27 protein-coding genes are annotated in these 23,481 nt (G+C 65.7%); 7 read left to right on the forward strand and 20 right to left on the reverse strand.

Features of this window, described 5'->3' with window-relative positions; translation table 11 throughout:
* Nucleotides 1–17 precede the first annotated feature (17 nt).
* The gene (locus U5760_RS06045; RefSeq protein ID WP_322010358.1) at nt 18–752 is read right to left on the reverse strand and encodes a GntR family transcriptional regulator; all 735 of its coding nucleotides are present in this window, start codon (nt 750–752) and stop codon (nt 18–20) included.
* 336 nt (nt 753–1,088) lie between these two features.
* On the opposite strand from U5760_RS06045, the gene U5760_RS06050 reads away from it, so the two are divergent.
* Nucleotides 1,089–2,048, forward strand: coding sequence for a helix-turn-helix domain-containing GNAT family N-acetyltransferase (locus U5760_RS06050; RefSeq protein ID WP_322010360.1), 960 nt, complete (start codon nt 1,089–1,091; stop codon nt 2,046–2,048).
* A gap of 75 nt (nt 2,049–2,123) precedes the next feature.
* Here U5760_RS06050 and U5760_RS06055 read toward each other — a convergent pair whose 3' ends face one another.
* The 6 genes from U5760_RS06055 to U5760_RS06080 form a co-directional block, all read right to left on the reverse strand.
* Entirely contained in the window at nt 2,124–2,936 is an 813-nt protein-coding gene (locus U5760_RS06055) for a MetQ/NlpA family ABC transporter substrate-binding protein (protein ID WP_322010362.1), read from the reverse strand.
* A gap of 150 nt (nt 2,937–3,086) precedes the next feature.
* Complete coding sequence (locus U5760_RS06060; protein ID WP_322010365.1) at nt 3,087–3,716, reverse strand: SCO family protein; 630 nt, start codon at nt 3,714–3,716, stop codon at nt 3,087–3,089.
* 38 nt (nt 3,717–3,754) lie between these two features.
* Entirely contained in the window at nt 3,755–4,660 is a 906-nt protein-coding gene (gene cyoE / locus U5760_RS06065) for a heme o synthase (protein WP_322010367.1), read from the reverse strand.
* 9 nt (nt 4,661–4,669) lie between these two features.
* Nucleotides 4,670–5,779 (reverse strand): COX15/CtaA family protein, encoded by a 1,110-nt coding sequence (locus U5760_RS06070; RefSeq protein WP_322010369.1) that lies wholly within the window; start codon nt 5,777–5,779, stop codon nt 4,670–4,672.
* Nucleotides 5,780–5,828: 49 nt separating this feature from the next.
* Nucleotides 5,829–6,506: an SCO family protein gene (locus U5760_RS06075; RefSeq protein ID WP_415914049.1), complete on the reverse strand. Its 678-nt coding sequence runs from the start codon at nt 6,504–6,506 to the stop codon at nt 5,829–5,831.
* 49 nt (nt 6,507–6,555) lie between these two features.
* Nucleotides 6,556–7,350, reverse strand: coding sequence for an SURF1 family protein (locus tag U5760_RS06080; RefSeq protein ID WP_322010370.1), 795 nt, complete (start codon nt 7,348–7,350; stop codon nt 6,556–6,558).
* A 144-nt stretch (nt 7,351–7,494) separates the two neighbouring features.
* Here U5760_RS06080 and U5760_RS06085 point away from each other — a divergent pair, with 144 nt between their 5' ends.
* On the forward strand, nt 7,495–7,704 hold the full coding sequence (locus tag U5760_RS06085; RefSeq protein ID WP_027795959.1) for a twin transmembrane helix small protein: 210 nt from the start codon (nt 7,495–7,497) through the stop codon (nt 7,702–7,704).
* A 105-nt stretch (nt 7,705–7,809) separates the two neighbouring features.
* Here U5760_RS06085 and U5760_RS06090 read toward each other — a convergent pair whose 3' ends face one another.
* From U5760_RS06090 to U5760_RS06125, 8 genes are all read right to left on the reverse strand, one after another.
* The gene (locus U5760_RS06090; RefSeq protein ID WP_322010372.1) at nt 7,810–8,667 is read right to left on the reverse strand and encodes a cytochrome c oxidase subunit 3; all 858 of its coding nucleotides are present in this window, start codon (nt 8,665–8,667) and stop codon (nt 7,810–7,812) included.
* A 147-nt stretch (nt 8,668–8,814) separates the two neighbouring features.
* Nucleotides 8,815–9,036, reverse strand: coding sequence for a DUF2970 domain-containing protein (locus tag U5760_RS06095; protein WP_322011070.1), 222 nt, complete (start codon nt 9,034–9,036; stop codon nt 8,815–8,817).
* Between the two features lie 32 nt (nt 9,037–9,068).
* Nucleotides 9,069–9,641: a cytochrome c oxidase assembly protein gene (locus U5760_RS06100; protein WP_322010374.1), complete on the reverse strand. Its 573-nt coding sequence runs from the start codon at nt 9,639–9,641 to the stop codon at nt 9,069–9,071.
* Between the two features lie 39 nt (nt 9,642–9,680).
* A complete protein-coding gene (locus tag U5760_RS06105) occupies nt 9,681–9,821 on the reverse strand; it encodes a cytochrome oxidase small assembly protein (RefSeq protein WP_322010377.1) in 141 nt (46 codons plus the stop codon).
* A 90-nt stretch (nt 9,822–9,911) separates the two neighbouring features.
* On the reverse strand, nt 9,912–11,522 hold the full coding sequence (gene ctaD / locus U5760_RS06110) for a cytochrome c oxidase subunit I (protein ID WP_322010379.1): 1,611 nt from the start codon (nt 11,520–11,522) through the stop codon (nt 9,912–9,914).
* A 162-nt stretch (nt 11,523–11,684) separates the two neighbouring features.
* A complete protein-coding gene (gene coxB / locus U5760_RS06115) occupies nt 11,685–13,340 on the reverse strand; it encodes a cytochrome c oxidase subunit II (protein WP_322010381.1) in 1,656 nt (551 codons plus the stop codon).
* Between the two features lie 93 nt (nt 13,341–13,433).
* Entirely contained in the window at nt 13,434–13,910 is a 477-nt protein-coding gene (locus U5760_RS06120) for a DUF2244 domain-containing protein (protein WP_322010383.1), read from the reverse strand.
* A gap of 281 nt (nt 13,911–14,191) precedes the next feature.
* Nucleotides 14,192–15,193 (reverse strand): methyltransferase domain-containing protein, encoded by a 1,002-nt coding sequence (locus U5760_RS06125; RefSeq protein ID WP_322010384.1) that lies wholly within the window; start codon nt 15,191–15,193, stop codon nt 14,192–14,194.
* A gap of 162 nt (nt 15,194–15,355) precedes the next feature.
* Between U5760_RS06125 and U5760_RS06130 the strand changes: the two genes are divergently transcribed.
* Together U5760_RS06130 and trmL are read left to right on the forward strand one after the other, a co-directional pair.
* A complete protein-coding gene (locus U5760_RS06130; protein ID WP_322010387.1) occupies nt 15,356–16,081 on the forward strand; it encodes a ComF family protein in 726 nt (241 codons plus the stop codon).
* A 47-nt stretch (nt 16,082–16,128) separates the two neighbouring features.
* Nucleotides 16,129–16,599, forward strand: coding sequence for a tRNA (uridine(34)/cytosine(34)/5-carboxymethylaminomethyluridine(34)-2'-O)-methyltransferase TrmL (gene trmL / locus U5760_RS06135; RefSeq protein ID WP_322010388.1), 471 nt, complete (start codon nt 16,129–16,131; stop codon nt 16,597–16,599).
* A gap of 13 nt (nt 16,600–16,612) precedes the next feature.
* Here the strand turns inward: trmL and U5760_RS06140 are convergent, their stop codons facing one another.
* From U5760_RS06140 to U5760_RS06160, 5 genes are all read right to left on the reverse strand, one after another.
* Nucleotides 16,613–17,137 (reverse strand): O-acetyl-ADP-ribose deacetylase, encoded by a 525-nt coding sequence (locus tag U5760_RS06140; RefSeq protein ID WP_322010390.1) that lies wholly within the window; start codon nt 17,135–17,137, stop codon nt 16,613–16,615.
* A gap of 42 nt (nt 17,138–17,179) precedes the next feature.
* Nucleotides 17,180–18,181, reverse strand: a complete 1,002-nt coding sequence (locus U5760_RS06145; RefSeq protein ID WP_322010391.1) for an NAD(P)H-dependent glycerol-3-phosphate dehydrogenase — start codon at nt 18,179–18,181, stop codon at nt 17,180–17,182.
* Between the two features lie 27 nt (nt 18,182–18,208).
* Nucleotides 18,209–18,679 carry a protein-export chaperone SecB gene (gene secB, locus U5760_RS06150; RefSeq protein ID WP_322010393.1) on the reverse strand — a complete coding sequence of 157 codons (471 nt, stop codon included), beginning with the start codon at nt 18,677–18,679 and terminating at the stop codon, nt 18,209–18,211.
* A 242-nt stretch (nt 18,680–18,921) separates the two neighbouring features.
* The gene (gene grxC, locus U5760_RS06155; protein ID WP_028227721.1) at nt 18,922–19,185 is read right to left on the reverse strand and encodes a glutaredoxin 3; all 264 of its coding nucleotides are present in this window, start codon (nt 19,183–19,185) and stop codon (nt 18,922–18,924) included.
* Nucleotides 19,182–19,607, reverse strand: coding sequence for a rhodanese-like domain-containing protein (locus U5760_RS06160; RefSeq protein ID WP_322010395.1), 426 nt, complete (start codon nt 19,605–19,607; stop codon nt 19,182–19,184). The genes grxC and U5760_RS06160 overlap by 4 nt, the downstream gene beginning before the upstream one ends.
* Before the next feature lie 234 nt (nt 19,608–19,841).
* Here U5760_RS06160 and gpmA point away from each other — a divergent pair, with 234 nt between their 5' ends.
* The 3 genes from gpmA to U5760_RS06175 all read left to right on the forward strand — a co-directional run bounded on the left by gpmA (nt 19,842) and on the right by U5760_RS06175 (nt 23,434).
* A complete protein-coding gene (gpmA, locus tag U5760_RS06165; RefSeq protein WP_322010398.1) occupies nt 19,842–20,588 on the forward strand; it encodes a 2,3-diphosphoglycerate-dependent phosphoglycerate mutase in 747 nt (248 codons plus the stop codon).
* 334 nt (nt 20,589–20,922) lie between these two features.
* A complete protein-coding gene (locus U5760_RS06170) occupies nt 20,923–22,512 on the forward strand; it encodes a S41 family peptidase (protein ID WP_322010400.1) in 1,590 nt (529 codons plus the stop codon).
* Between the two features lie 160 nt (nt 22,513–22,672).
* A complete protein-coding gene (locus U5760_RS06175) occupies nt 22,673–23,434 on the forward strand; it encodes a molybdopterin-synthase adenylyltransferase MoeB (protein WP_322010401.1) in 762 nt (253 codons plus the stop codon).
* Nucleotides 23,435–23,481: the final 47 nt, after the last annotated feature.

Here is a 23,481-nt window from a genome sequence, read left to right on the forward strand (position 1 = left end):
TGTCTGGACCCGCCCGCTCACTGGCGCAGCTCCGCGACGAAGTCGTAATAGCCGTCGCGGCAATAGGTGTCGGTCAATTCGATGGCGTGCTGGTCGGCCGAAAAGCCGACCCGCGTGATGACGAGCAGCGCCGCGCGCGGCTCGACGCCCATCAGCGCCGCGATCTCGCCCGTCGCGTTCACCGCGCGGAAATGCTGCAGGGCCCGCACCACCGGCATGCCGCGCGCTTCGAGATACGCGTAGAGCGAGGTATCGATGGACGCCGGGTTCGGCACGATCGACACCGGCAGCGCCGAATGCTCCACGGCCATCACGATGCCGTCCGCGCGGCGCAGCCGCCGCAGGCTCGTGACCGAGGCGCCCGGCGAAAGACCGAGCTGCACGATCTCCTCGCGGTGCGCCGGGCGCACTTCGCGCGCGAGCCACACCGAGTCGGGCGTGAAGCCGCGCTGCTCCATCTTCTTCGTGAAGCCGGTCAGGCGCGAAAGCGGATCTTCCACGCGCGGCGTGATGAAACTGCCCGCCCCGCGTGCGCGCCGGATCAGCCCCTGCTCCACGAGCAGCTCGATTGCCTTGCGCGCCGTGATGCGCGAAACGCCGATGGCGTCCGACAACGTGCGCTCCGAAGGCAGTGCCTCGCCGGCCGACCACACGCCGCAATGAATCGCCGTGGCAAGGTTGCGCGCGAGCTGCAGATAGAGCGGCGTCACGTTGCGCGCGTCGGGCATCAGGGCAGACCAACGGGTTTCCATGGGACTTATGCCTGGGTTCTGGGATCGTGGGGAGGACGGCTTCGAAAGCGAGCCCATTATATAACCACAATAAGACCAGTCAACCGAGTGGTTTCACACTGCTGAAATCGAACAAATTTATTTTCTATCAATAGTTTAGGCGACTACACTCGACTTTTTCCTGAGCCCACTGGACATCAGGATTTACCCTGGACAGCTCGAACTGGACCGCATGATGGAAGCCAGTGGACGGAAGTTGCCGTCGCGGGCTGGGCGAACCCTGACGCGCGTCACAGAGTTCCCCTATAGTCATGTTTGATAACGATCAACACAAAACAACATCGAGAGGGCCCCCATTTGTCGACCGAATCCGATGCGATGCGGCGCGCACAAGCCGTGCTGCAATTCAACCGCTTCTACGCGAAGTACCTGGTCGCGCAGCATGAGCGGCTGCCGCGCAGCGCTTTTTCGCTCACCGAAGTCCGCATCCTGCAGGAGCTGGCCACCGGCAAGGCCGACACGGCCGCCGCGCTCGCCCGCAACCTTGCGCTCGACACCGGTTACCTGAGCCGCATTCTCGCGGGGTTCGAGCAGCGCAAGCTGATCTCGCGGCGCCCGAGCGCAAGCGACGCCCGCCAGTCGCTGCTGAGCCTCACCGACGAAGGCCGGGCCGAATACGCGCCGCTCGACGCCGCCGCGGTGGGCAGCATGGCGGCGGCGCTCGCGCAACTCGCGCCGGCTGAGCAGGAGCAGCTGATCGGCGCGCTGCGCACGGTGCAGCACCTGCTCGGCGGACGTACCTCGCAGGGCATCGTCACCATACGAGGCCCGCGGCCGGGCGACTTCAGCTGGATCGTGCACCGGCTCACCCAGTCCTTCGCGCACGAGCCGGGCTGGGGCGGGCGGTTCGAAGCGCTGGCCGCGCACCGGATCGGCGCGTTTGCGCTCGGTCACGATCCGGCGCGCGAAGCGGCGTGGATCGTCGAGCAGGAAGGTCTCGTGGTGGGGGGCGCCATGCTGATTGCAGCCGGCGAAGACGACGCGCGCGTGCAGATGCTGTTCGTCGAACGCCACGTGCGGCGGCTCGGCATCGGCTCGCAACTGCTCGACGAGTGCGCGCGCTTTGCGCGCCGCGCGGGCTATGTCACGCTCGCCATCGACCTCGCGCCCGAACTGGAAGACGCCCGCCGCATGGCCCGGCGCGCCGGTTTCGCGCCGATGCCGCCCGGAGAAAGCGGCGCCGGAGTGGGCCCGCTCACCGAATGCTGGTCGCGCAGCCTCCAGGATACGACCTGGCCGCTCCTCAAGCAGGCGTAAAAAAACCGCGGCGCAAGGCCGCGGTTTAGGCTTGTTCAGCAGCATGCGGCAAGGTGCCGCATGCCGGTGCGTCGATCAGAACGACGGCACCATCGAACCCTTGAACTGGTTCTTGATGAACTGGCGCACGTCTTCCGACTGATACGCCGCCACCAGCTTCTTCACCCACGGCTTGTCCTTGTCCTGGGTGCGCACGACGATCACGTTCGCGTACGGGCTGCGGATGTCTTCGAGCGCGATGGCGTCCTTGGTCGGCTGCATGCCGGCGGCCAGCGCGTAGTTCGTGTTGATGACGGCGGCATCCACGTCGCCGAGCGCGCGCGGTAGTTGCGCCGCATCGAGTTCGACGAACTTGATCTTCTTCGGATTCTCCACGACGTCGAGCGGCGTCGCGTTGTTGCCGTCCACGCCCGCACCGGCGCGCAGCTTGACGAGACCCTTCGACTGCAGCAGCAGGAACGCGCGGTTCTCGTTCGAGGGATCGTTCGGCACGGCGACCTTCGCGCCTTGCGGCAGGTCGTTCAGCGACTTCAGCTTCTTCGAGTACACGCCGATCGGCGAGATGTAGGTGAGGCCCACGCTCACGATCTTGTAGCCGCGCTGTTTGACCTGACTGTCGAGGTAGGGCTGGTGCTGGAAGCTGTTGGCGTCGAGGTCGCCTGCGTCGAGCGCGGCGTTCGGCTGCACGTAATCGTTGAATTCGATGACCTTGACGTTCAGGCCTTCGCGTTTCGCGACCTTCTGCACGACGGCCCAGACCTGGGCGTCCGGACCCGAGACGGTGCCGACCTTGATAACCGGGTCGTCGGCGCGGGCGCCGAAGCTGGCGAAAAGCGTGGTGGCGGCAAAGCCGGCGAGGAGAGCCTTGATGAGATTTCTGCGCTGCATGGAGGTGATGTTCCTGCCTGTTATTTCGATATCGCCGGCTCGCATGGCATTGTGTGCCGTTTGCCGGGGGGATGAATGCTCTCACACGGCACCGGCGGTGCGAAATACTGAAATCGCATACCGGTATGCCGCTCGCGCCCAGTGCGCGGATTAGCCGAGCAGCAGCTTCAGGTCGTGAACCCAGGGCGTCACGCCCTGCCCGTCGCGGGCGAAGAGCCGCAGCTTGCCGGTCGTGTCGAACACGTAGCTCGCGGCGGTGTGATCCATCGTGTAGTTGTCGGGCGTGCTGCCGGGCACCTTCGCGTAATAGACGCGGAAGTCCTTCGTGACCTGCTTGAGCTGGGCCTCGTCGGCGGGGCGCAGTGCGATGAAGGTCGGGTTGAACGCGCCCACGTACTGGCTCAGGATCTGCGCCGTATCGCGCTCGGGATCGACGGTGACGAACACCACCTGGACGCGCTTCGCAGCATCGGGACCTAGCTGCTGGAGCGCCTGCGAGAGCTCCGCCATCGTGGTCGGGCACACGTCCGGGCAGTGCGTGTAGCCGAAGAACAGCACCACCACCTTGCCCTTGTAGTCGGCGAGCGAGCGCATCGTGCCGTTCGTGTCGGGCAGCGAAAAGTCCTTGCCGAACTGCGTGTTGCCGGTGATGTCGAGGTTCGTGAACGACGGCGCCTGCTGACCGCAGCCCGCGACGAGCGCGGTGCCGCCGAGGGCGCAAACCGTGGCGAGCGCAACGAGCGTGGTACGCCCGATGCGCGCAAGCATTTGACGGGTCATGAGGGTCACGGCGCTTAAGGGTTGCCGGGCAGGGCTTTTCAGGCCCCGATCAGGGCGTGGACGTAGTGATCGACGAGCAGCGCCGCGAAGAGCAGCGAGAGGTACACGATCGAGTAGCGGAAGGTCTTGCGCGCGAGCTCATCGGAGTATTCGCGATAGATCTTCCACGCGTAGGCGAGGAACACCGCGCCGAGCACCACCGCCGTCACGAGATAGAGCAGGCCGCTCATGCCCGAGATGAACGGCATGAGCGTGACGACGAAGAGCACCACCGTATAGAGCAGGATGCACAGGCGCGTATAGGCTTCGCCGTGCGTGTTCGGCAGCATCGGCAGGCCGGCCTTCTTGTAGTCCTCGCGGCGATACAGCGCGAGCGACCAGAAGTGCGGCGGCGTCCAGACGAAGATGATCAGCACGAGGATCCAGGCGTCGCCGGGCACGTGGCCGGTTACGGCGGCCCAGCCGAGTGCGGGCGGCATGGCGCCCGACGCGCCGCCGATCACGATGTTCTGCGGCGTGTTGGGCTTGAGCAGCAGCGTGTAGATGATCGCGTAGCCGATGAACGTGGCAAAGGTGAGCCACATCGTGAGCGCATTGGTGAACGTATAGAGCGTCCACATGCCCACGCCGCCCAGCACGAGCGAAAACAGCAGGATCTGGATGCTCGTGATCTCGCCGCGCGCGGACGGGCGCCAGGCGGTGCGGCGCATCTTCGCATCGATTTTCTGCTCGACGAGGCAGTTGATGGCGAAGGCGGCGCCGGCCGTGAGCCAGATGCCGACCGTGCCGCCGACCAGCACCTTCCAGGGCACCATGCCCGGCACGGCGAGGAACATGCCGATCACTGCGCAAAACACCGCCAGCTGGGTAACGCGCGGCTTCGTGAGCGCGACGTACTGGGAAATCCGGCTGCCCGGGGGATGGGAGAGGGTTGTACTTTCCATAGGGACGGATCACGCCGGCGCGGCGTCGCGCGCGGGAACAACGGCGCGGCCGGGGCGGCTATAAGCAATTCGAAAGTTTAGCATGACGACGAGAAGCAGCAGGATCGCGGCCCCGCCGTTATGCGCCACCGCGATGGCCAGCGGCCACTGCAGCACGATGTTCGAGAGCCCGGTGAGGAACTGGATCAGCACCACGATCAGGACCCCGTTGGCGGGACGCCGCAGCGACTCGTAGCGCCGAAGCGTGAGGGCGAACCATACCAGATATGCGATGACCACGAGCGCAAACGTGCGGTGCGTCCAGTGGATCGCCACCAGCGCGTCCTGGGTGATGACGTCGCCGTTGCCGTCCATGCCGAGCGCGCGCCACAGATGAAAGCCGTGCTGGAAATCCATCGGCGGAATCCAGGCGCCGTTGCAGGTGGGAAAGTCGGTGCAGGCGAGCACGGCGTAATTGGTGCTGACCCAGCCGCCGAGCGCGATCTGCACGACGAGCAGCGCCAGCGCCGCGAGCGCGGCCGGGCGCCAGCGCGCGACTTCGGGCTCCCATGCGGGCAGCGGCGTGAGACGCGCCGCGAGCCAGCCGAGCGTGCCGAGCAGCGTGAGGCCGAGCAGCAGGTGCGTGGTGACGATGATCGGCTGCAGCTTCATGGTCACGGTCCACGCGCCGAAAATGCCCTGCACCACGATCAGCCCGAAGAGCGCCGTGGGCCACCAGGGCGAGACGTGCAGCGGCAGGCGCTTCACGCGCGCGCGCCAGGCAATGGCCATCTGCGCGATGATCAGCACGCCGATCGCCATCGCGAAGTAGCGGTGAATCATCTCGATCCATGCCTTCGACATGCTGACGGGGCCCGTGGGCATCAGCGCGTGCGCGGCCGCGATCTGCGCGTGCGCGATGAACGGCGAGGACGTGCCGTAGCAGCCCGGCCAGTCCGGGCAGCCGAGGCCCGAATCGGTGAGGCGCGTGAAGCCGCCGAACATCACGAGGTCGAGCGTCATGAAGGTCGTGAGCCAGACGAGCTTGCGGAACTTGTTGTCGTCGGCCTTCACCCACACCCACGAGAGCGGCAGTAGCGCAATGCACAGGCCGATCAGGCCGAGTTCCAGTACGAACATTCCCTATCTTCCAGCGAATCTGTCAGCCAATGAATCCCTGCGCGGCACCTTACCCGATGCTCGACCATTTGAGGAGCTTCGAAATGTCGCTCTTGATCTTCGACGGGTCGGCGTGCTCGGGAAAACGCATCATCAGGTTGCCGTTCGGATCGACGAGGTAGATGTGATCGGTGTCCTGCGTCGCGTCCGTGGCGGGCAGCCATTGAGCGAGCGCCGCCGGGTCGGTGCGCAGCATGCGCGTATCGGGGTAGGCCGCCTTGATGACGCCGGAGACCGGCGCATCGTCGGTGCGCAGCCAGACCGTGACGACGCGCCCGCGCTCCGCGCCCTGGGTCGCGCGCACCTGGCGCATGAAATACAGCTTGGTCACGCACGGCTCGCCACAGGCGCCGCCGTCCACCGAAATCATCAGCCAGTGCCCGCGCAGCGTGGCGAGCGGCACGCTGCGGCCGTCGTCGCCCGTGACCATGAGGCCGGCGGGAATCGGGCGCTGCGGCTCGATCAGCGTGCCGTAGCTGGTCGTGCCGCCCTTCGGCTTGATCACGTAATACGTGAAGTACGAGAGTGCGATGGGCGCCGCGCAGACGATCGCGATGAGCAGTAGCGTCCAGCGCCCGCGCTGCCACGAGCCCTTCGGACGGCCGCCCGCCGGCGTGGACGGACGGGACGCGCGCACGGGCGCGCCGCTGCGGCCGGTTTGCGGTGTAGGAGGAGTTTGCGTGGACACTGCTCGAACCTCTTTGTCTCGTTGAACGCGTGGCTGCGCCGATTGATCGTCAGGCGTCCTTTGGAGCCTGATTTCCTTGTGCTTGACTGTCCGCCGCCTGAATCTGTTGTGCCGGATCTTCCAGTGCTTTGGTGCGCTCTTTTGTCGCAGCCCGGCGGGCCGCGTAAAGGCCGAAGCCGAGGGCCGCAGCGGCCATGCCCCACCACTGGAGCATGTAGCCGTAGTTGCGTTCGACGCCGGTGGTCGGCGCGGGCCAGTCGCGCACGAGGCCGTCTTTCGCGGCCGGCACGAAGCCGGTCTGCTGGATCACGAAGGGCTGCAGCGGCAGCCCGGTTTCCGTGGCGTAGGACGCGACGCCGAGATTTTGCCGTATCTTCTGATGCGGCGCCGAGCCGCCCGCACCGAGCTCGTAGGCGCGCGAGGCATCCGCCCGGGCGATGCCTTCCACGGTCACGGGTCCTGCGGGCGTGTCGTAGGGGGCGATCGTGTCGCGCTCGGCGATGTTGCGCGGCAGCCAGCCGCGATTGACCAGCACGTAGCCGCCGTCTTGCAGCTTGAGCGGCATCACGACGTAAAAGCCCGGCTGGTCGTCGTAAGGCCGGTTGTCCAGATAGACGGCGAGATCGGGCATGAAGGTCCCGGTCGCGCGCACGCGATGGAACTGAATGCCTTCGAACGCCAGCGGCGCAGCGCCGACGGTTTGCGGCGGCGCCGCTTCGTAGCGCTCGATCTGCGCCTCGAGCGCTTCTTTCTGATGGGCGCGATCGCGCTGCCAGAAGCCGAGGCGGATCGTCACCGCCATCACGACGAGAATCAGCAGAGCGGGAACGAGACGAAACTTCATCGGGCACGTCCAATGCGGCGGATAGCGCGGGGCGCGCCGACCGAGGCGATATCGCCGATCCTCCCCCCGGCACCCCACTGCGGCGCGAAAACCGGTGCCATAATGAGACAGGCGATTTCAGGCATGCCCGATTCCGTGAACTTCATGCACATTCTCGTTCCCATTGCGTTCGCGCTGATCATCGCGAGCCTGTTTTCCGCGCTCTATTTCATGATGCACGATCGCGGCCGCACGAAGCGGATGGTCTGGTCGCTCGCCACGCGCGTGGGACTGTCCATTTCGCTGTTCCTCTTCATCCTGTTCGCGCACTGGATGGGCTGGATCCAGTCCACCGGCATTCCCTACGGGCGCTAGACGCTCGCCCCCATAAGCAAAACGCCGCGCCGACAGAGTCGGCCGCGGCGCCTGATCCCGGTTGGATTCCGTCCTGCGTGCCCGCTGCTGCAAGTGCTGCACAAGCTACAGCCAGTACACGACGACATAGAGACCGAGCCACACCACGTCCACGAAGTGCCAGTACCACGCCGCGCCTTCGAACGCGAAGTGATGCTCGGCCGTGAAGTGTCCGCGGATCAGCCGGATCAGCACCACGGTCAGCATCGTGCCGCCGAGGAACACGTGAAAGCCGTGGAAACCCGTGAGCAGGAAGAACGTGGAACCGTACACGCCCGAGGCGAGCGTGAGGTTCAGCTCGCCATAAGCATGGATGTACTCGAACGCCTGCAGGCAGAGGAAACACAGCCCCAGCACGATCGTGGCCGCGAGCCAGGCGATGGCCTTGTTGCGATGGTTGTCGCGCAGCGCATGGTGCGACACGGTGAGCGTCGCGCCTGAGGAAAGCAGCAGCGCGGTATTGATCGTCGGCACCGGATAGGGCTTCATCGATGCGAAGTGCGAGACGAGCTGCGCCGGCCCCGTGTTCGGCCAGACGGCGCTGAAGTCCGGCCAGATCAGCTTGTAGTCGAGGCTGCCGAGCTGATGCAGCGCGATCTCGCGGGCGTAGAAGAGCGCGCCGAAGAATGCGCCGAAGAACATCACCTCGGAGAAGATGAACCAGCTCATGCTCCAGCGGTACGACACGTCCACGCGTTTGCCGTACATGCCGCCTTCGGATTCGGAGATCGCGTCGCCGAACCAGTGCCACAGCGTGAAGAGCAGCCAGAGCAGGCCCGCCAGCACGCCGATCGGCCCCCACGACTCGCCGTTGATCCACGACCCGAGCGACGAGAGCATGACGAGAAGACCGACGGCCGCGCTGATCGGATGCCGCGACGGATGCGGAATGAAGTAGTACGGGCTATCGTTTTGGCCACTCATGCCTGATTCTCCAGTTTCCAGTAGCTCCGGAACGTTTCCGGCTGTCTATCTTCGTTATCGCTCGCTGCTTGCCGCTGCCTGTCGCTTCGCTATTGCTTCTCTATCGCTTCTCTGTCGCTGCCTGCCGTTACCGAATCCCCACGCGCCTTATCCCACCACGAGATGCACGACCAGCAGCAGCACGCCGATGAAGAGCGCCGCGCCGATCAGCGCCGCCGCGATCAGCGCGACGGGGTGCAGCTGCGCGGCATCCGCTTCGAGGTCCGCGCGCTTGCGCACGCCGAAAAACGACCACGCCACCGCCTTGAAGAGCTGCAACACTCCGCTCTTCTTCTTGCCGCCTTCGCCGTTCGCGCCCGCACCGTTCATGGGCTTCGCCTTTCCGTGCACTCGTTCCTGCGTCATGTCCGGCCCGGTGCGCCCTGCGCCGCCGCCGGTGTGTTCAGCTCGAAAAACGTGTAGGACAGCGTAATCGTCTTCACGTCCTTCGGCAGCTTCGGGTCGATCACGAACACCACCGGCATGCGCCGCGCCTCGCCCGCCTTGAGCGTCTGCTGCGTGAAGCAGAAGCACTCGATCTTGCGGAAGTACTCGGTCGCCTGCTTCGGCGCATAGCTCGGAATCGCCTGCGCGGTCACCGCGCGCCCTTCGTGATTCGACAACTCGTACATCACCGTCATCACTTCGCCGGGATGCACGTCGAGACTCGACTGCTCCGGCCTGAAGCCGAGGAGCCCGCGCGCATTCGCGTCGAACTCCACCGACACCGTGCGGCTCATGTCCACCTGCGTGTTGCGCGCCTCGCGTTCCGTTGCATCGCGCTGCACGAGGTTGTTGATGCCCGTGACCTCGCAGATCGCCCGGTACATCGGCACCAGCGCAAAACCGAAGCCGAACATCAGGATCGCCACGACGACGAGCTTGATGAGCATCGAACGGTTGAGCGCGCGGTCGCCCGCTTCATGCGTTGACATCGAACGTCCTCGAACGGTCTTTTACTGCAAGCCGTACTGCTATCGACCACTGAAATACATCTGCTTGACGACGGCACTCGCAAAGAAAAAGGCAACCACGGCAAAGAGAATCAGGCCGAGCCGCAGATTGCCCGCGCGAATCTGCGCGGGCGTTCGTCTTTCAGGTGAGTTCCGGGTCATGCTCGTATCGCGTCGTGTTGCACTCTTGTGTTGCACCCTTGTTTTGCACTTCTGTCTTGCACGCTTTCGTTTCTGCCTTCCGGCGGCGCGTTACTCGACCGTCGGCGGATTTTCGAAGGTGTGGAACGGCGCCGGGCTCGGCACGGTCCATTCGAGGCCCGTCGCGCCGTCCCACGGCTTGTCGCCCGCCTTCTCCAGTTCGCCGCCGCCGCGATACGCCGGCAGCGCCACGAAGAACAGGAAGTACACCTGAGAAAGTCCAAAGCCGAATGCGCCGATCGAGATCACCTGGTTCCAGTCGGTGAACTGGGCCGGATAGTCCGCGTAGCGTCGCGGCATGCCGGCGAGACCGACGAAGTGCATCGGCAGGAACGCCAGGTTGAAGAAGATCAGCGAGCACCAGAAGTGGATCTTGCCGCGCGTCTCGTTGTACATCCAGCCGGTCCATTTGGGCGACCAGTAGTACCACCCGGAAAAGAGCGCGAACAGAGACCCCGCCACCAGCACGTAGTGGAAGTGCGCCACCACGAAGTAGGTGCCGTGGTACTGGATGTCGAGCGGCGCCATGGCGAGCATCAGGCCAGAGAGGCCGCCGAACGTGAACACGATCAGGAAGCCCACCGCCCACAGCATCGGCGTTTCGAAGCTGAGCGAGCCGCGCCACATGGTGGCCACCCAGTTGAACACCTTCACGCCTGTCGGCACGGCGATCAGCATGGTCGCGTACATGAAGAACAACTGGCCCGTGACCGGCATGCCGGTCGCGAACATGTGGTGCGCCCAGACCATGAAGGAGAGAATGGCGATCGAGGCCGTGGCGTACACCATCGAGCTATAGCCGAAGAGCGGCTTGCGCGAGAACGCCGGGATCACCTGCGAAACGATCCCGAACGCCGGCAAGATCATGATGTACACCTCGGGGTGCCCGAAGAACCAGAAGATGTGCTGGTACATCACCGGGTCGCCGCCGCCCGCGGCGTTGAAGAAGCTCGTGCCGAAGTGGCGGTCGAACAGCAGCATCGTGATCGCGCCCGCGAGCACCGGCATCACGGCGATCAGCAGGTAGGCGGTGATGAGCCACGTCCACACGAACATCGGCATCTTCATGAGCGTCATGCCCGGCGCGCGCAGGTTCAGGATCGTCACGACGATGTTGATGCCGCCCATGATCGACGAGGCGCCCATGATGTGCAGCGCGAAGATCGCGAAGTCCATGCCCGGGCCCATCTGCGTGGAGAGCGGCGCGTAGAGCGTCCAGCCCGCGGCAGTCGCGCCGCCCGGCGCGAAGAACGAGCCGACCAGCAGGCACGCGGCGGCAGGCAGCAGCCAGAAGCTGAGGTTGTTCATGCGCGCGAAGGCCATGTCCGGGGCGCCGATCTGGAGCGGAATCATCCAGTTCGCAAAACCCACGAAGGCCGGCATGATCGCGCCGAACACCATGATGAGGCCGTGCATGGTGGTGAGCTGGTTGAAGAACTCGGGCCGCATGATCTGCAGACCGGGTTCGAACAGCTCGGCGCGGATCGCGAGCGCCATCACGCCGCCGGAAAGGAACATCACGAACGAGAAGATCAGGTACAGCGTCCCGATGTCCTTGTGGTTGGTGGCCAATAGCCAGCGCCGCCAGCCGTGGGGCGTCTCGTGCGCGTGTTCGCCGTGGACGTGACCGTGGCCTGCTACATCGTGTCCGATGCTCGACATGACTCTCTCCTTTGTCGATCGGAGTGGGCGCTGAAGCGCTTGCTCCGATCCCTTGCAAAGCTCCGGCCGCCCGCGGTGCCCGGCACCTCACGCGACCCCATGCAAATAGTTGCGAAAGCAACGACGGCTCTCGCGTCCCCTCAATGGCAGCGCATCCGCGACTCAGGCTGACGGGCCGATTTCCACGCGCCGGGCTTCTTTGGCATCGCTGCCGCCCGTGATCGTTTCCGGCTTCTTCAAGATGATGCGGTCTTCGGCAATGCCCGCCGCCTTCAGCGCGTCGCGCACCGCCTGCGCGCGATGCTTTGCGAGTTCCGCGTTGGTGGCGGCGTTGCCGCTCGCGTCGGTGTAGCCCGAGAGCGTGAACTTCGCGTCGGGGTGCGCCTTCTCATAGTCGGCGGCGGCCGCGATCGCGTCTTTCGCGTCGTCGGGCAGCGTGCTCTTGCCGATGTCGAAATAGATGCTGGCCGGGAGCGCCGATGCACTTGCGGCTGCGCCCGATGCAGAGCCCGATGCTTCGCCACCGCCGCTCGCCTGATCGGCACCGCTCGCTGCGGCTGCACCGCTCGCGCCCGCAGCCGCTTGCGCCCCGCCTGCCGCCGCGCCCGCGCCGGCCGTCTGGCCGCCGCCTTCGGGCATCTTGCCGTTGCGCGCGTCGGCCACCTGGCGCGGCTGCAGCACGTCGCCCGTATGGTTGCCCCACGAGTTGCGCTCGAAGGTGATGACCGAGGCGATCTCGACGTCGCTGAGCGTCGGCGCCCACGAAGGCATCGCGTTCTTGCCGTGCAGGACGATGCTCACGTGTTCGGCGATCGGACCGTTGGCGATCTTGCTGCCGTCGAGCGCCGGGAAGGCGCCTGCGCCCTTGCCGGTCGGCTGGTGGCACACCGCGCAGTTCGACAGGTAGACCTTCTCGCCGCGCTCCTTGAGCTCGGCCAGCGTGTAGGTCTTGTTCGGATCGTCGCTGGCCGCGGCCATCTTCGCCTTCTGCGTATCGACCCACTTCGCGTAGTCGTCGTCGGAGAGCACCTCGACCACGACCGGCATGAACGCGTGCTCCTTGCCGCACAGTTCGGTACAGAAGCCGCGGAAGGTCCCCACCTTGTCGGCCTTGAACCACGTGTCGCGCACGAAGCCCGGAATCGCATCCTGCTTCACGCCGAACGCGGGCACGTACCACGAGTGCACGACGTCGTTGGCCGTGGTGATGATGCGGATCTTCTTGTTGACGGGCACGACGAGCGGGTTGTCGACCTCCTGCAGATACGTGTCGGTGATCGGCTGCTCGCCGTCCACTTCGGCGCGCGGCGTCGAGAGCGTGGAGTAGAAGTTGATGCCCTCGCCCGGCCCCTTCACGTAGTCGTAGCCCCATTTCCACTGGTAGCCCGTGACCTTGATGGTGAGGTCGGCGTTGGAGGTGTCCTTCATCGCGACGACGGCCCGGGTGGCGGGCAGCGCCATCAGCACGACGATGACGAACGGCACGATCGTCCAGATGATTTCGACCGTGGTGCTTTCGTGGAAGTGGGCGGCCTGGTGGCCTTTCGATTTACGGTGCGCGTAGATCGAATAGAACATGACGCCGAAGACACCGATGAAGATCACGGTGCACAGCAGCAGCATGAACATGTGGAGGTTGTAGAGTTCCTCGGCGATCTTCGTGACTGGCGGCTGGAAATTGATCTCGTTCACCGCCGGGCCGCCGGGGCTGTCTCCTACCGCAAGGGCCGCGCCGGCGAACAGGAGTCCGCTACCTGCCAGCACGCCCGAAAGGGCTCGCTTGATTGTTTTCATCGCTTCCTTACCCATGATTTCCATTCAAACCCTCGACCCCGCAGGAAGGTTTCGCATCGTGCACGAACGGACGAGTGCCAAAGAAGCCAGGCACACGCCTGATGCGGCAAGAGCCGCTCAGGCGCCGCGCGCGAGCCACGTCCGCAGTTCCCGCGCGAACTGCGCACGCCGGTATTGCGGCAGATGCAAGCCGACCGCGACTGTCTGGCCGCGGGACACGAGGCGGACCGGGTCGCGTGGGGTCGCGCCCGGTTCGACCCGGACCCAGCGGGGATTGAGTTCGAACTGAGAGAGCGTGTCGGCGCTCACCTGTTCGATCACCAGCCGGTTCGGATACAGCCTGATACGTTCGTAATCGACTGCATGGCGCGCATAGACGGCGAAGGCGCCACCCACCACCAACAAATCGATACCTGTGAACGGCAGTACCAGCCAGGCGCCGTTGATCAACAGCAGGACGGCGATCGCGACGGAAACGAAAGCCAGCGACACATAGAAGTACACGAATTGCCTGGGCGAGACCGAACAGTTGCGCTTCATCAGCCAGTCCTTGATGACCGGCTCGGGACTCGCCAGCAGATCGGACGTCTGCATTGCTGCCTCCTGCCTCTCACCACTGCAACAACCCGAGACTAGCGCTGCCCGGCGCTGCGCACAACCTCGCATAACACTGTAGGCGTTCGGGCTTGACGCAATGGACTGGGGCTCAGCCATGCGACAAACTGACGCATTATAGGCACGAACCGCCAGCCCCCACAAGCAAGCCAGGATCGGCCGCAAACCCACGCCGGGCAAGGCTTTGTGCGATTTTCAGAGGCCTTTTCGAGCGCTTTTCGGTCGCTAATTCCAAGCATAACGAAAGCCCCCTTCCCACCTCATCGATTCCTTGCCGGGCCGCGCCCGATGTCCTCGATCCTGACGATGCCGTGCCCTTCGGCCGTCGTGCGCGGCACGGCTTTCCATGCGTGTCCGTAGATGATTTCGAAGGTGAGCGGGATCGTGCCGCCTTCAGTGCCGCCTTCAGTTCCTTCGTCGCCCGGGTCCTTGCGCCGGCGCGCTTCGAGCGCCGCGACCAGCGCGCGATAGAGGCGCCGCGAGAGCGGGCTCGCGTCCCCTTCGCGCTCGAACGGATAGGCGCCCCAGCGGCGCACGTCCGCGAGCAGCTTCGCGGCGGAACGATAGGTGACGGTGATCGTCTCCTGGTCCATCACCGGAATCTCGAAACCGTTTTCGACGAGCATGTCGCCGAGGTCGTGCATGTCGACGAAGTCGATCACGTGCTTGCGCGCCGGCACGCCGTGAGCGGCCTCCACTTCGGCCCATGCGCCGCGCAATTCCTTGAGCGTGTCGGGACCGAGCGTGCTGAACATGAGGAGGCCGTTCACCTTGAGCACGCGCTGCCATTCGCCGAACACGAGGTCCGGGCGCGGATGCCAGTGCAGCGCGAGGTTCGACCACAGCAGTTCGAACGCGCCGTGCGCGAACGGCAGCGCGGCGAAGTCGGCCTGGGCGAAGCGCGGTCCGCGCGCACCGAGCGCACGGCCGATGGAAGCGGGCAGGAAGCGCCGCCAGCTGGTGTCGCCCGCGTCGTGGTGCAGCGCGCGTTGCAGCATGGCGTACGAGAGATCGGTGCCGAAGACGGGCGCCTCGGGAAAACGCTGACGCAGGCCGGGCAGGTCATCGCCCGGGCCGCAACCCACGTCGAGCACGCTCGCGGGATTCATCTTGATGTAGTCGAGCCGCTCGCGCATGCGCTGGGCGATCTCGCGCGGCAGGAAGGCGACCTCGTCGAAAGTCGCCGCGCGGCGGTCGAAAATGCGCCGCAGAAGGCGGGAATCATAGGCCGGACGGCCGGGTCTGGAGGGAGACGGGGACATGTCGGTCGTATTGGCGAAGTCTGCGAAGTATACTCGCTCACTCCCATCCTTTCAGTTTCGCGAGCCCGCCGTCCGCCGATGCCGCCGTCCGTCCCGCCGCCCGCTGCCCGTCGCGCAAGCCGTCAGATTCGTCTGCGCGTCTGTCAGAGCCTGCGGACCGTCATGACACTCGTCCGGCCCCGGCTCGCCCAGTTCGTGCTGCCCAATCTGTGCTCATTATGCGGCAATTTGTCGCGCACGACGCTGTGCGTGGCTTGCGATGCGGCCTGCTGGAACGAGTCGCGCCTGCGCTGCTTCGTCTGTGCGCTGCCGCTCTCTGGTGCGCGGCGCGGGGCGGCAGACCGGCGCTACCGCTGCAGCGCGTGCCGTGAAGCGCCGCCTGCGTTCGACGCGACGCTCGCGCTCGGCGACTATCGCGCGCCGCTCGATCTGCTCGCGCGCGGCCTGAAGTTCCGCGCGCGCCTGGCACTCGGCAAGACGTTCGCAGAACAGCTCGCACACGCGGCCGAAGACGCGCTCGACCCCGCCGACCGGCCCGACGTGCTCGTGCCGGTGCCGCTCTCGCGCGAGCGGCTGATCGAGCGCGGCTACAACCAGGCGTGGCAGATCGCACGGCCGCTCGGACGCACGCTGGGTACGCGCACCGACGCGACACTCGTGCGCCGCGTGCTCCACACGCCGGCGCAGTCGCGGCTCGACCGCGCGAGGCGCCGCCGCAACGTGGCGCGCGCATTCGTGCTGACGAAGCCGGTGCGCGGCCTGCATGTGGGCGTGGTGGACGACGTGATGACCTCGGGCGCCACGCTCGATGCGCTCGCGCGTACGCTGAAAGCCGCCGGTGCGCGGCGCGTGACGAACTTCGTCGCGCTGCGCACGCCGCGAGACTGATACCGCTTTTTGCCTTTTTGCTTTAACTGCTACGAGTCTTGTTCATCATGTTCAACGTCGTTCTCGTCGAACCGGAAATTCCGCCGAACACCGGCAACGTGATCCGCCTGTGCGCGAACACGGGCGCCCGGCTGCACCTGATCGAGCCGCTCGGCTTTCCGCTCGACGACGCGAAGATGCGCCGCGCCGGCCTCGACTATCACGAATACGCGCAAATGCACGTGCATCGCGACTGGGACGCCTTGCTCGCCGCCGAGTCGCCCGATCCATCACGCATGTTCGCGTTCACCACGCGCGGCTCGGGGCGCTTTCACGCGCATGCGTTCCTGCCCGGCGACTGGTTCGTGTTCGGCGCCGAAACGCGCGGGCTGCCCGATGCCCTGCTCGCGCGCTTTCCCAACGAGCAGCGCGTGCGTCTGCCGATGCGTCCGGGCAATCGCAGCCTGAACCTCTCGAACACGGTGGCCGTCGTTGTGTTCGAAGCGTGGCGTCAGGCAGGGTTCGAAGGCGGGGAATAAGCGTGGCGCCTGCTCAGCGCGTGGCCAGTTCGCGCTGGTAACGCGCGTCCATTGCATTGTCGAAACACGCGAAGATCACGTGTACGAGTTCGGGATAGTCCGGCAGCGCGTCGATCACCGTTTGCGTGGCGATGGCGACGGCATCGTCGGCGGGGAAATGGTAGACACCGCAACTGATTGCGGGAAACGCGATGCTGCGCACGCCGGCGGCCCGCGCGCACTCGAGCGAGCGGCGGTAGCACGAGGCGAGGAGCCGCGCCTCGTCATGGCCGCCGCCGTGCCAGATGGGGCCGACGGTGTGAATCACATGGCGCGCCGGAAGCCGGTAGGCGGCGGTGATTCTGGCTTCGCCGGTCGGGCAGCCGTTCAGGGTTTCGCACTCGCGCAGCAGGTCGGGGCCGGCCGCACGGTGGATCGCGCCGTCCACGCCGCCCCCGCCCAGCAGCGAGGTATTCGCGGCGTTGACGATCGCATCGACGGGAAGCGTGGTGATATCCACCACGCGCGACTCGATCCGGCAGTTTCCGATGGTCAGCATGTCGAGCTCCTTCCCGTGTGCCCCCGCCAGACCCAACGTTGTCTATTCCGCCTTGGCGTCGCGCTTGAGCAGCGCGCTCACGGCGTCGCGCGGCGCCACGCCGTCGAACAGGACGGCGCAAACCGCCTCGGTGATCGGCATATCGATGCCATGCTCGCGCGCGATTGCGAGCACCGCCTGGGCGCAGCGCACGCCTTCGGCGACGTGTCCGAGCGCGCCGAGGATGTCGTCGAGCGTGCGGCCGCTCGCGAGCTGCATGCCCACGGTGCGGTTGCGCGACAGGTCGCCCGTGGCCGTCAGGATCAGGTCGCCAAGACCGGTGAGGCCCGTGAACGTCTCCGCGCGCCCGCCCAGCGTCACGCCAAGGCGCGACATCTCGGCGAGCCCGCGCGTAATGAGCGCGGCGCGCGCGTTCAGGCCGAGCCCGAGTCCGTCCGCGATGCCGGTTGCGATTGCGAGCACGTTCTTGACCGCACCGCCCACCTCGACGCCGACCACGTCGTCGCCGGTATAGATGCGCATCGCGCGATGATGGAACGCCGCCAGCGTGCGCTCGCGGCAAGCCGCCGAGGTGCTCGCCACCGTCAACGCAACGGGCAGCCCCGCGGCCACTTCGCGCGCAAAGCTCGGTCCCGAGAGCACGCCGTTGCCGGCATGCTCGGGCAGCTCGGCCGCCACGACCTGATGCGGCATGAGCTGGGTCTGCGCTTCGAAGCCCTTGCAGAGCCAGACGAAGTGAGCCGGCACGCGACCGAGATCGCGCATCGTGCGCAGCAGTCCGCGCAAACCGGCCACGGGCGTGGCGACGACGACGAGCGCCGCCTCGCCCGAAGCATGGTCGAGCGCGGCGGCGAGATCCGTTTCGTAGTGAAGATTGTGCGGCAGCGAGACGCCCGCCAGATAACGGGCATTCTCGTGCGTGCTGGCGAGGGTGCCGATGAGCGCGGCATCGCGCGCCCACAGCACCGTATCGTCATGGGCGCGGGCCAGATGGCCGGCCAGCGCGGTGCCCCACGCGCCGGCGCCGAGAACGGCGACTTTCATTGCGATACTCCGCACCGGCGGTTGGGGTTAGTGCGTGGCCGTGCTTTGCGCGCCGCCGTCTTGCTGCGCGAGCTGCTGCAGGCGTTGCTCGTAGAGCGCCTGGAAGTTGATCTCGGCAAGGTGGATCGGCGGGAAACCGGCGCGCGTGATCGCGTCGGCGATATTCGAGCGCAGGTACGGGAACAGGATCGTCGGGCACGCGATGCCGACGAGCGGGTCGAGCTGCTCGGCGGGAATGTTGCGGATGTCGAAAATACCGGCCTGCTTGGCTTCGATCAGGAACGCGACCTTGTCCTTCACCTTCGCCGTGACGGTGCCGGTGACGAGAATTTCGAACACGGATTCGGCGAGGCGCTCGGCCTTGACATCGACTTCCACTTCAACCGAAGGCATGTCCTGCTCAAGGAAGATGGCCGGCGAATTCGGCTGCTCGAGCGACATGTCCTTGAGGTAGATGCGCTGGATATTGAAGAACGGCTGGTTGTTCTCGTCAGACATGGTGAATGGCTTCCCTGATTAAATGGATTGCAGCAGCAAATTGCGTTACAGCGCGGACGGATCCCGCGCACAGCGGCGGCCCTGCATGCGAACAAGCCCGCGCAGGCCTGACACGAGCCAGGTCTGCGCGGGCTCGAAGCCCTGCGGCATCGCACCTGCGGGTGCGGCGCCGCGGCTTCTCGTTCGGGACTTCAGGCCGCCGTTTCGACGAGCGACATCGAGCCGCCCTTCGGGCAGCGGCGTCAAGCCGCCTTTTCGAGCAGCGGCATCAGGCCGCCGGCGCGGTCGAGCGCGGACAGGTCGTCATAACCGCCCACGTGCGTCTCGCCGATGAAAACCTGCGGCACGGTCCGGCGGCCGGTGCGGGTCATCATTTCCTCGCGACGAGCCGGGTCCCGGTCGATCAGCACCTTCTCGATATGCTCGACGCCGCGCGACTTTAAAAGACGTTCGGCCATCTGGCAATACGGGCACACCTGGGTGCTGTACATGACCACTTTGCTCACTTCGAACCTCCTTGTTTCACGACCGGCATGCCGGCCTGTTGCCAGGCGTTCACGCCGCCGTCCAGCACGTGGACTTCGGCAAAACCGGCATCTTTCACGAGGCGCTGCGCCTTGTGCGACTGCTGGCCCGTCTGGCAGACCAGCAGCACCGGATTGCTCTTGTTCTTCACGAACTGGCCCGCCTTGGCCTGAAGCTCGGCAAACTCGAGATGACGGGCCGAGGGCAGGTGCCCCTTCGCGAAGTCCTCTGCGGAACGCAAGTCGATCACCACCGCATTGCGGCGGTTGATGAGCTGCGTCGCCTCGGCGGCGGACACGCCGCCCCGGCCGCCGCGCTGCAAGGTCGGCCACAGAAGCAACCCTCCTGAGATGAGGACGATCGCGATGAGTACAAGGTTGATGTAATTGGTAAAGAACGTCACGGAAAATCCGCCGGAAAAAAGAGAAATCAGAGAAATCGTGGGAAATCCAGATCAGACAATCCGCTCATTATAAAATAACCGTTTGTCGCGAGGGTGGCGCGCCCCTGCCCGGGCCCGAGGGTCGCTTCCGTGACGCCGCGGGCCGGCTCGAAGGATCCCCCCGCGAGGCCACCCGGACGGGTCTGGTTTTCTCCCGTCCCCGATTACTGCTTCCTCACTACCGACCGGCATCCCATGTACAAACTCGTACTCATCCGCCACGGCGAATCGACGTGGAACAAGGAAAACCGCTTCACCGGCTGGGTCGACGTTGACCTCACCGAGCAGGGCGTCCGCGAAGCCCAGCAGGCCGGCCGCCTGCTCAAGGAATCGGGCTATACGTTCGACATCGCCTACACCTCGGTGCTCAAGCGCGCCATCCGCACGCTGTGGCACGTCCAGGACCAGATGGACGAGATGTACCTGCCGGTCGTCCACTCGTGGCGCCTGAACGAGCGCCACTACGGCGCGCTTTCGGGCCTGAACAAGGCCGAAACCGCCGCGAAATACGGCGACGAGCAGGTTCTCGTCTGGCGCCGCAGCTACGACACGCCGCCGCCCGCGCTCGATCCGGCCGACCCGCGCACCGCTTACAACGACCCGCGTTATGCCCGCGTGCCGCGCGAACAGTTGCCGCTGGCCGAGTGCCTGAAGGACACCGTCGCGCGCGTGCTGCCCATCTGGAACGAGTCGATCGCCCCGGCCATCAAGTCGGGCAAGAAGGTCGTGATCGCCGCTCACGGCAACTCGATCCGCGCGCTGGTGAAGTACCTCGACAACATCTCCGACGACGACATCGTCGGCCTGAACATCCCGAACGGCGTGCCGCTCGTCTATGAACTGGACGAGAACCTCAAGCCCATCACGCACTACTACCTGGGCGACGCCGACGCCGTCGCGAAGGCCCAGGCCGCCGTCGCGAACCAGGGCAAGGCGGGCTGAGCGCCTCCTCGCCTTGACGGCACGTCGGGACGGCATGGACGGCTCCATTAGCCGCTTCATTGACCGCTCCTTACCGTTGCCTTGCCGGAAGATCGCCGGGCGAAACACCCGGCGGTCTTCCGGCATGCCTGCCTGTCAAAACTGCCAGCCCGGTGCCAGCGCCATGCCTGGCAAGGCTTTGCGGCCGATTTCATGCGAACTGGGCACACGCTTCGCTGTCGAATGGCCATCTTCCGTTCATGATGCACAGCCCCGGCAGGTGTGCAGTTATACTTGTCCGTCGCTTTTCCATTAGACGCTGCCACGCGCCTTTCGACCGCACGCAACAATCTCTATGCGAAAGAACCTGAAAAACATCGGACTGATTGCCGCTGGCCTCGCGACCGGCGTCCTGGCCACCCTGCAGATGTCCGCCTCGGCCCAGCAGACCACCACCGAGCCGTTGCCGCTCGACCAGTTGCGGCTCTTCGCCGAAGTGTTCGGTCAGATCAAGCATGATTACGTCGTGCCGGTCGACGACAAGAAGCTGCTCATCTCCGCGATCAAGGGCATGGTGTCGAGCCTCGACCCGCACTCGTCGTATCTCGACAAGACCGACTACGCGGAGCTCCAGGAGCAGACCAAGGGCCGCTTCGCCGGCCTCGGCATCGAGATTTCGGCGGAAGACGGCCTGATCAAGGTGATCTCGCCGATCGAAGACACGCCTGCGTTCCGCGCCGGCATCCGTCCGGGCGACCTGATCACGCGCATCAACGACAAGCCCGTGCGCGGCATGACGCTCGACCAGGCCGTCAAGCAGATGCGCGGCGACCCGGGCACGAAGGTCACGCTCACGATCTTCCGCAAGACCGACGACCGCACCTTCCCGCTCACCATCACGCGCGCCATCATCAAGGTGCAGAGCGTGAAGTCGAAGATCCTGCAGCCGGGCTACGCGTACATCCGCATCACGAGCTTCCAGGAGCGCACGGTGCCGGACCTCGCCCAGAAGCTCCAGGACATCGCGCGCCAGGAACCGAACCTGAAGGGCCTGATTCTCGACCTGCGCAACAACGGCGGCGGCCTCCTGCAAAGCGCGGTCGGCGTAGCGGGCGCGTTCCTGCCGCCGGATTCGGTCGTCGTTTCGACCAACGGCCAGATCGCGGACTCGAAGCAGGTCTATCGCGACACCTACGAGAACTACCGCCTGCCCTCGTTCGACGGCGACCCGCTGAAGAACGAAGCCGCCGAGTTCAAGACGGTGCCGATGATCGTGCTGACCAACGCGTACTCGGCGTCGGCCTCGGAAATCGTGGCCGGTGCGCTGCAAGACCAGAAGCGTGCGCTGATCGTCGGCAAGACGACCTTCGGCAAGGGCTCGGTGCAGACGGTGCGCCCGCTCACGGCCGACACGGCGCTGCGTCTCACGACGGCGTACTACTACACGCCGACCGGCCGCTCGATCCAGAACAAGGGCATCCGTCCTGACTATCCGGTCGACCAGTACGCCGACGGCGATCCGGACGACGCGCTCGTGACGCGCGAAGTGGATTACTCGAACCACCTCGCCAACACGCAGGATCCGGACGAGAAGAAGGAGCAGGATCTGCGCGAGCAGGAACGCATGGACATGCTGCGCCAGCTCGAAGAGCAGAACGACAAGAAGACGCCGGAGCAGCGCGAGAAGGATCGCAACCGCAAGCCGGTGGACTTCGGCTCGCCCGACGACTTCATGCTCCAGCAGGCCGTGAACAAGCTGCAGGGCAAGCCGGTGATCGAGTCGAAGTCGCCGATGGAGCGCCGCCTCGCGCAGGAGAAGCCGGAGCAGTCGGCTTCCGCGCCGATCGCGGTGAAGCCGGCCGCCTCGGCGGTGCCGGGCGCCTCGGCACCGGATGCGACGTCCGCGCCGGCGTCGGCTCCGGCTCCGGCCTCGCAGGCGAAGTAACCTCCGAAGTTACGGCTGTAGTGTCACTCGCCGCCGGGGCCCGCACGATGCGGGCCCCGGCGGCGAATCCCTTAGCGCGACTACAATAACGATTCCGCATTCACGGCGCGCGCTCCCCCGGTTCTGGTTTGTCGCCGCGCCCTACTCCCCGCGCTTCGCGATGAACGACGATCAACTCCTCCGCTATTCCCGCCATATCCTCGTCGACGAGATCGGCATCGAGGCGCAACAGCGCTTTCTCGACGCCCATGCGATCGTAGTGGGCGCGGGTGGTCTGGGCTCCCCGGCGGCGATGTATCTGGCGGCCGCGGGCGTGGGCACGCTCACGCTCGTCGATAACGACACCGTCGATCTCACCAACCTCCAGCGGCAAATCATGCACGAGACGGCTTCGGTCGGCCGCGCGAAGGTGGAGTCGGGCCGCGAAGCGATTGCGCGCCTGAATCCCGAGGTGAAGGTGAACGCCGTGGCCGCCCGCATCGACGACGCGTGGCTCGATGCGCACGTGCCGGGCGCGAGCGTGGTGCTCGACTGCACCGACAACTTCGCGACCCGCCATGCGATCAACCGCGCCTGCGTGAAGCACGGCGTGCCGCTCGTCTCCGGCGCGGCGCTGCGCTTCGACGGCCAGATCAGCACCTTCGATTTCCGCGATCCCGCCTCGCCCTGCTACGCGTGCGTCTTTCCCGAAGACCAGCCGTTCGAGGAAGTGGCGTGCTCGACGATGGGTGTGTTCGCACCCACGGTGGGCATCGTCGGGGCGATGCAGGCGGCCGAGGCGCTGCGCGTGATCGGCGGCATCGGCGAGACGCTCGTGGGCCGGCTCATGATGCTCGACTCGCTGCGCATGGAATGGAACACCATGCGCATCGCGCGGCAGCCGGATTGCCCGGTCTGCGGCAGGCGTCACCCGCACCCCTGACGAAAACGCCCCGGCATGCCGGGGCGTTGTTCTTGATACTTCGCGGC

This window comes from Paraburkholderia sp. J12 (genome assembly GCF_905220215.1).
Lineage (GTDB): Bacteria > Pseudomonadota > Gammaproteobacteria > Burkholderiales > Burkholderiaceae > Paraburkholderia.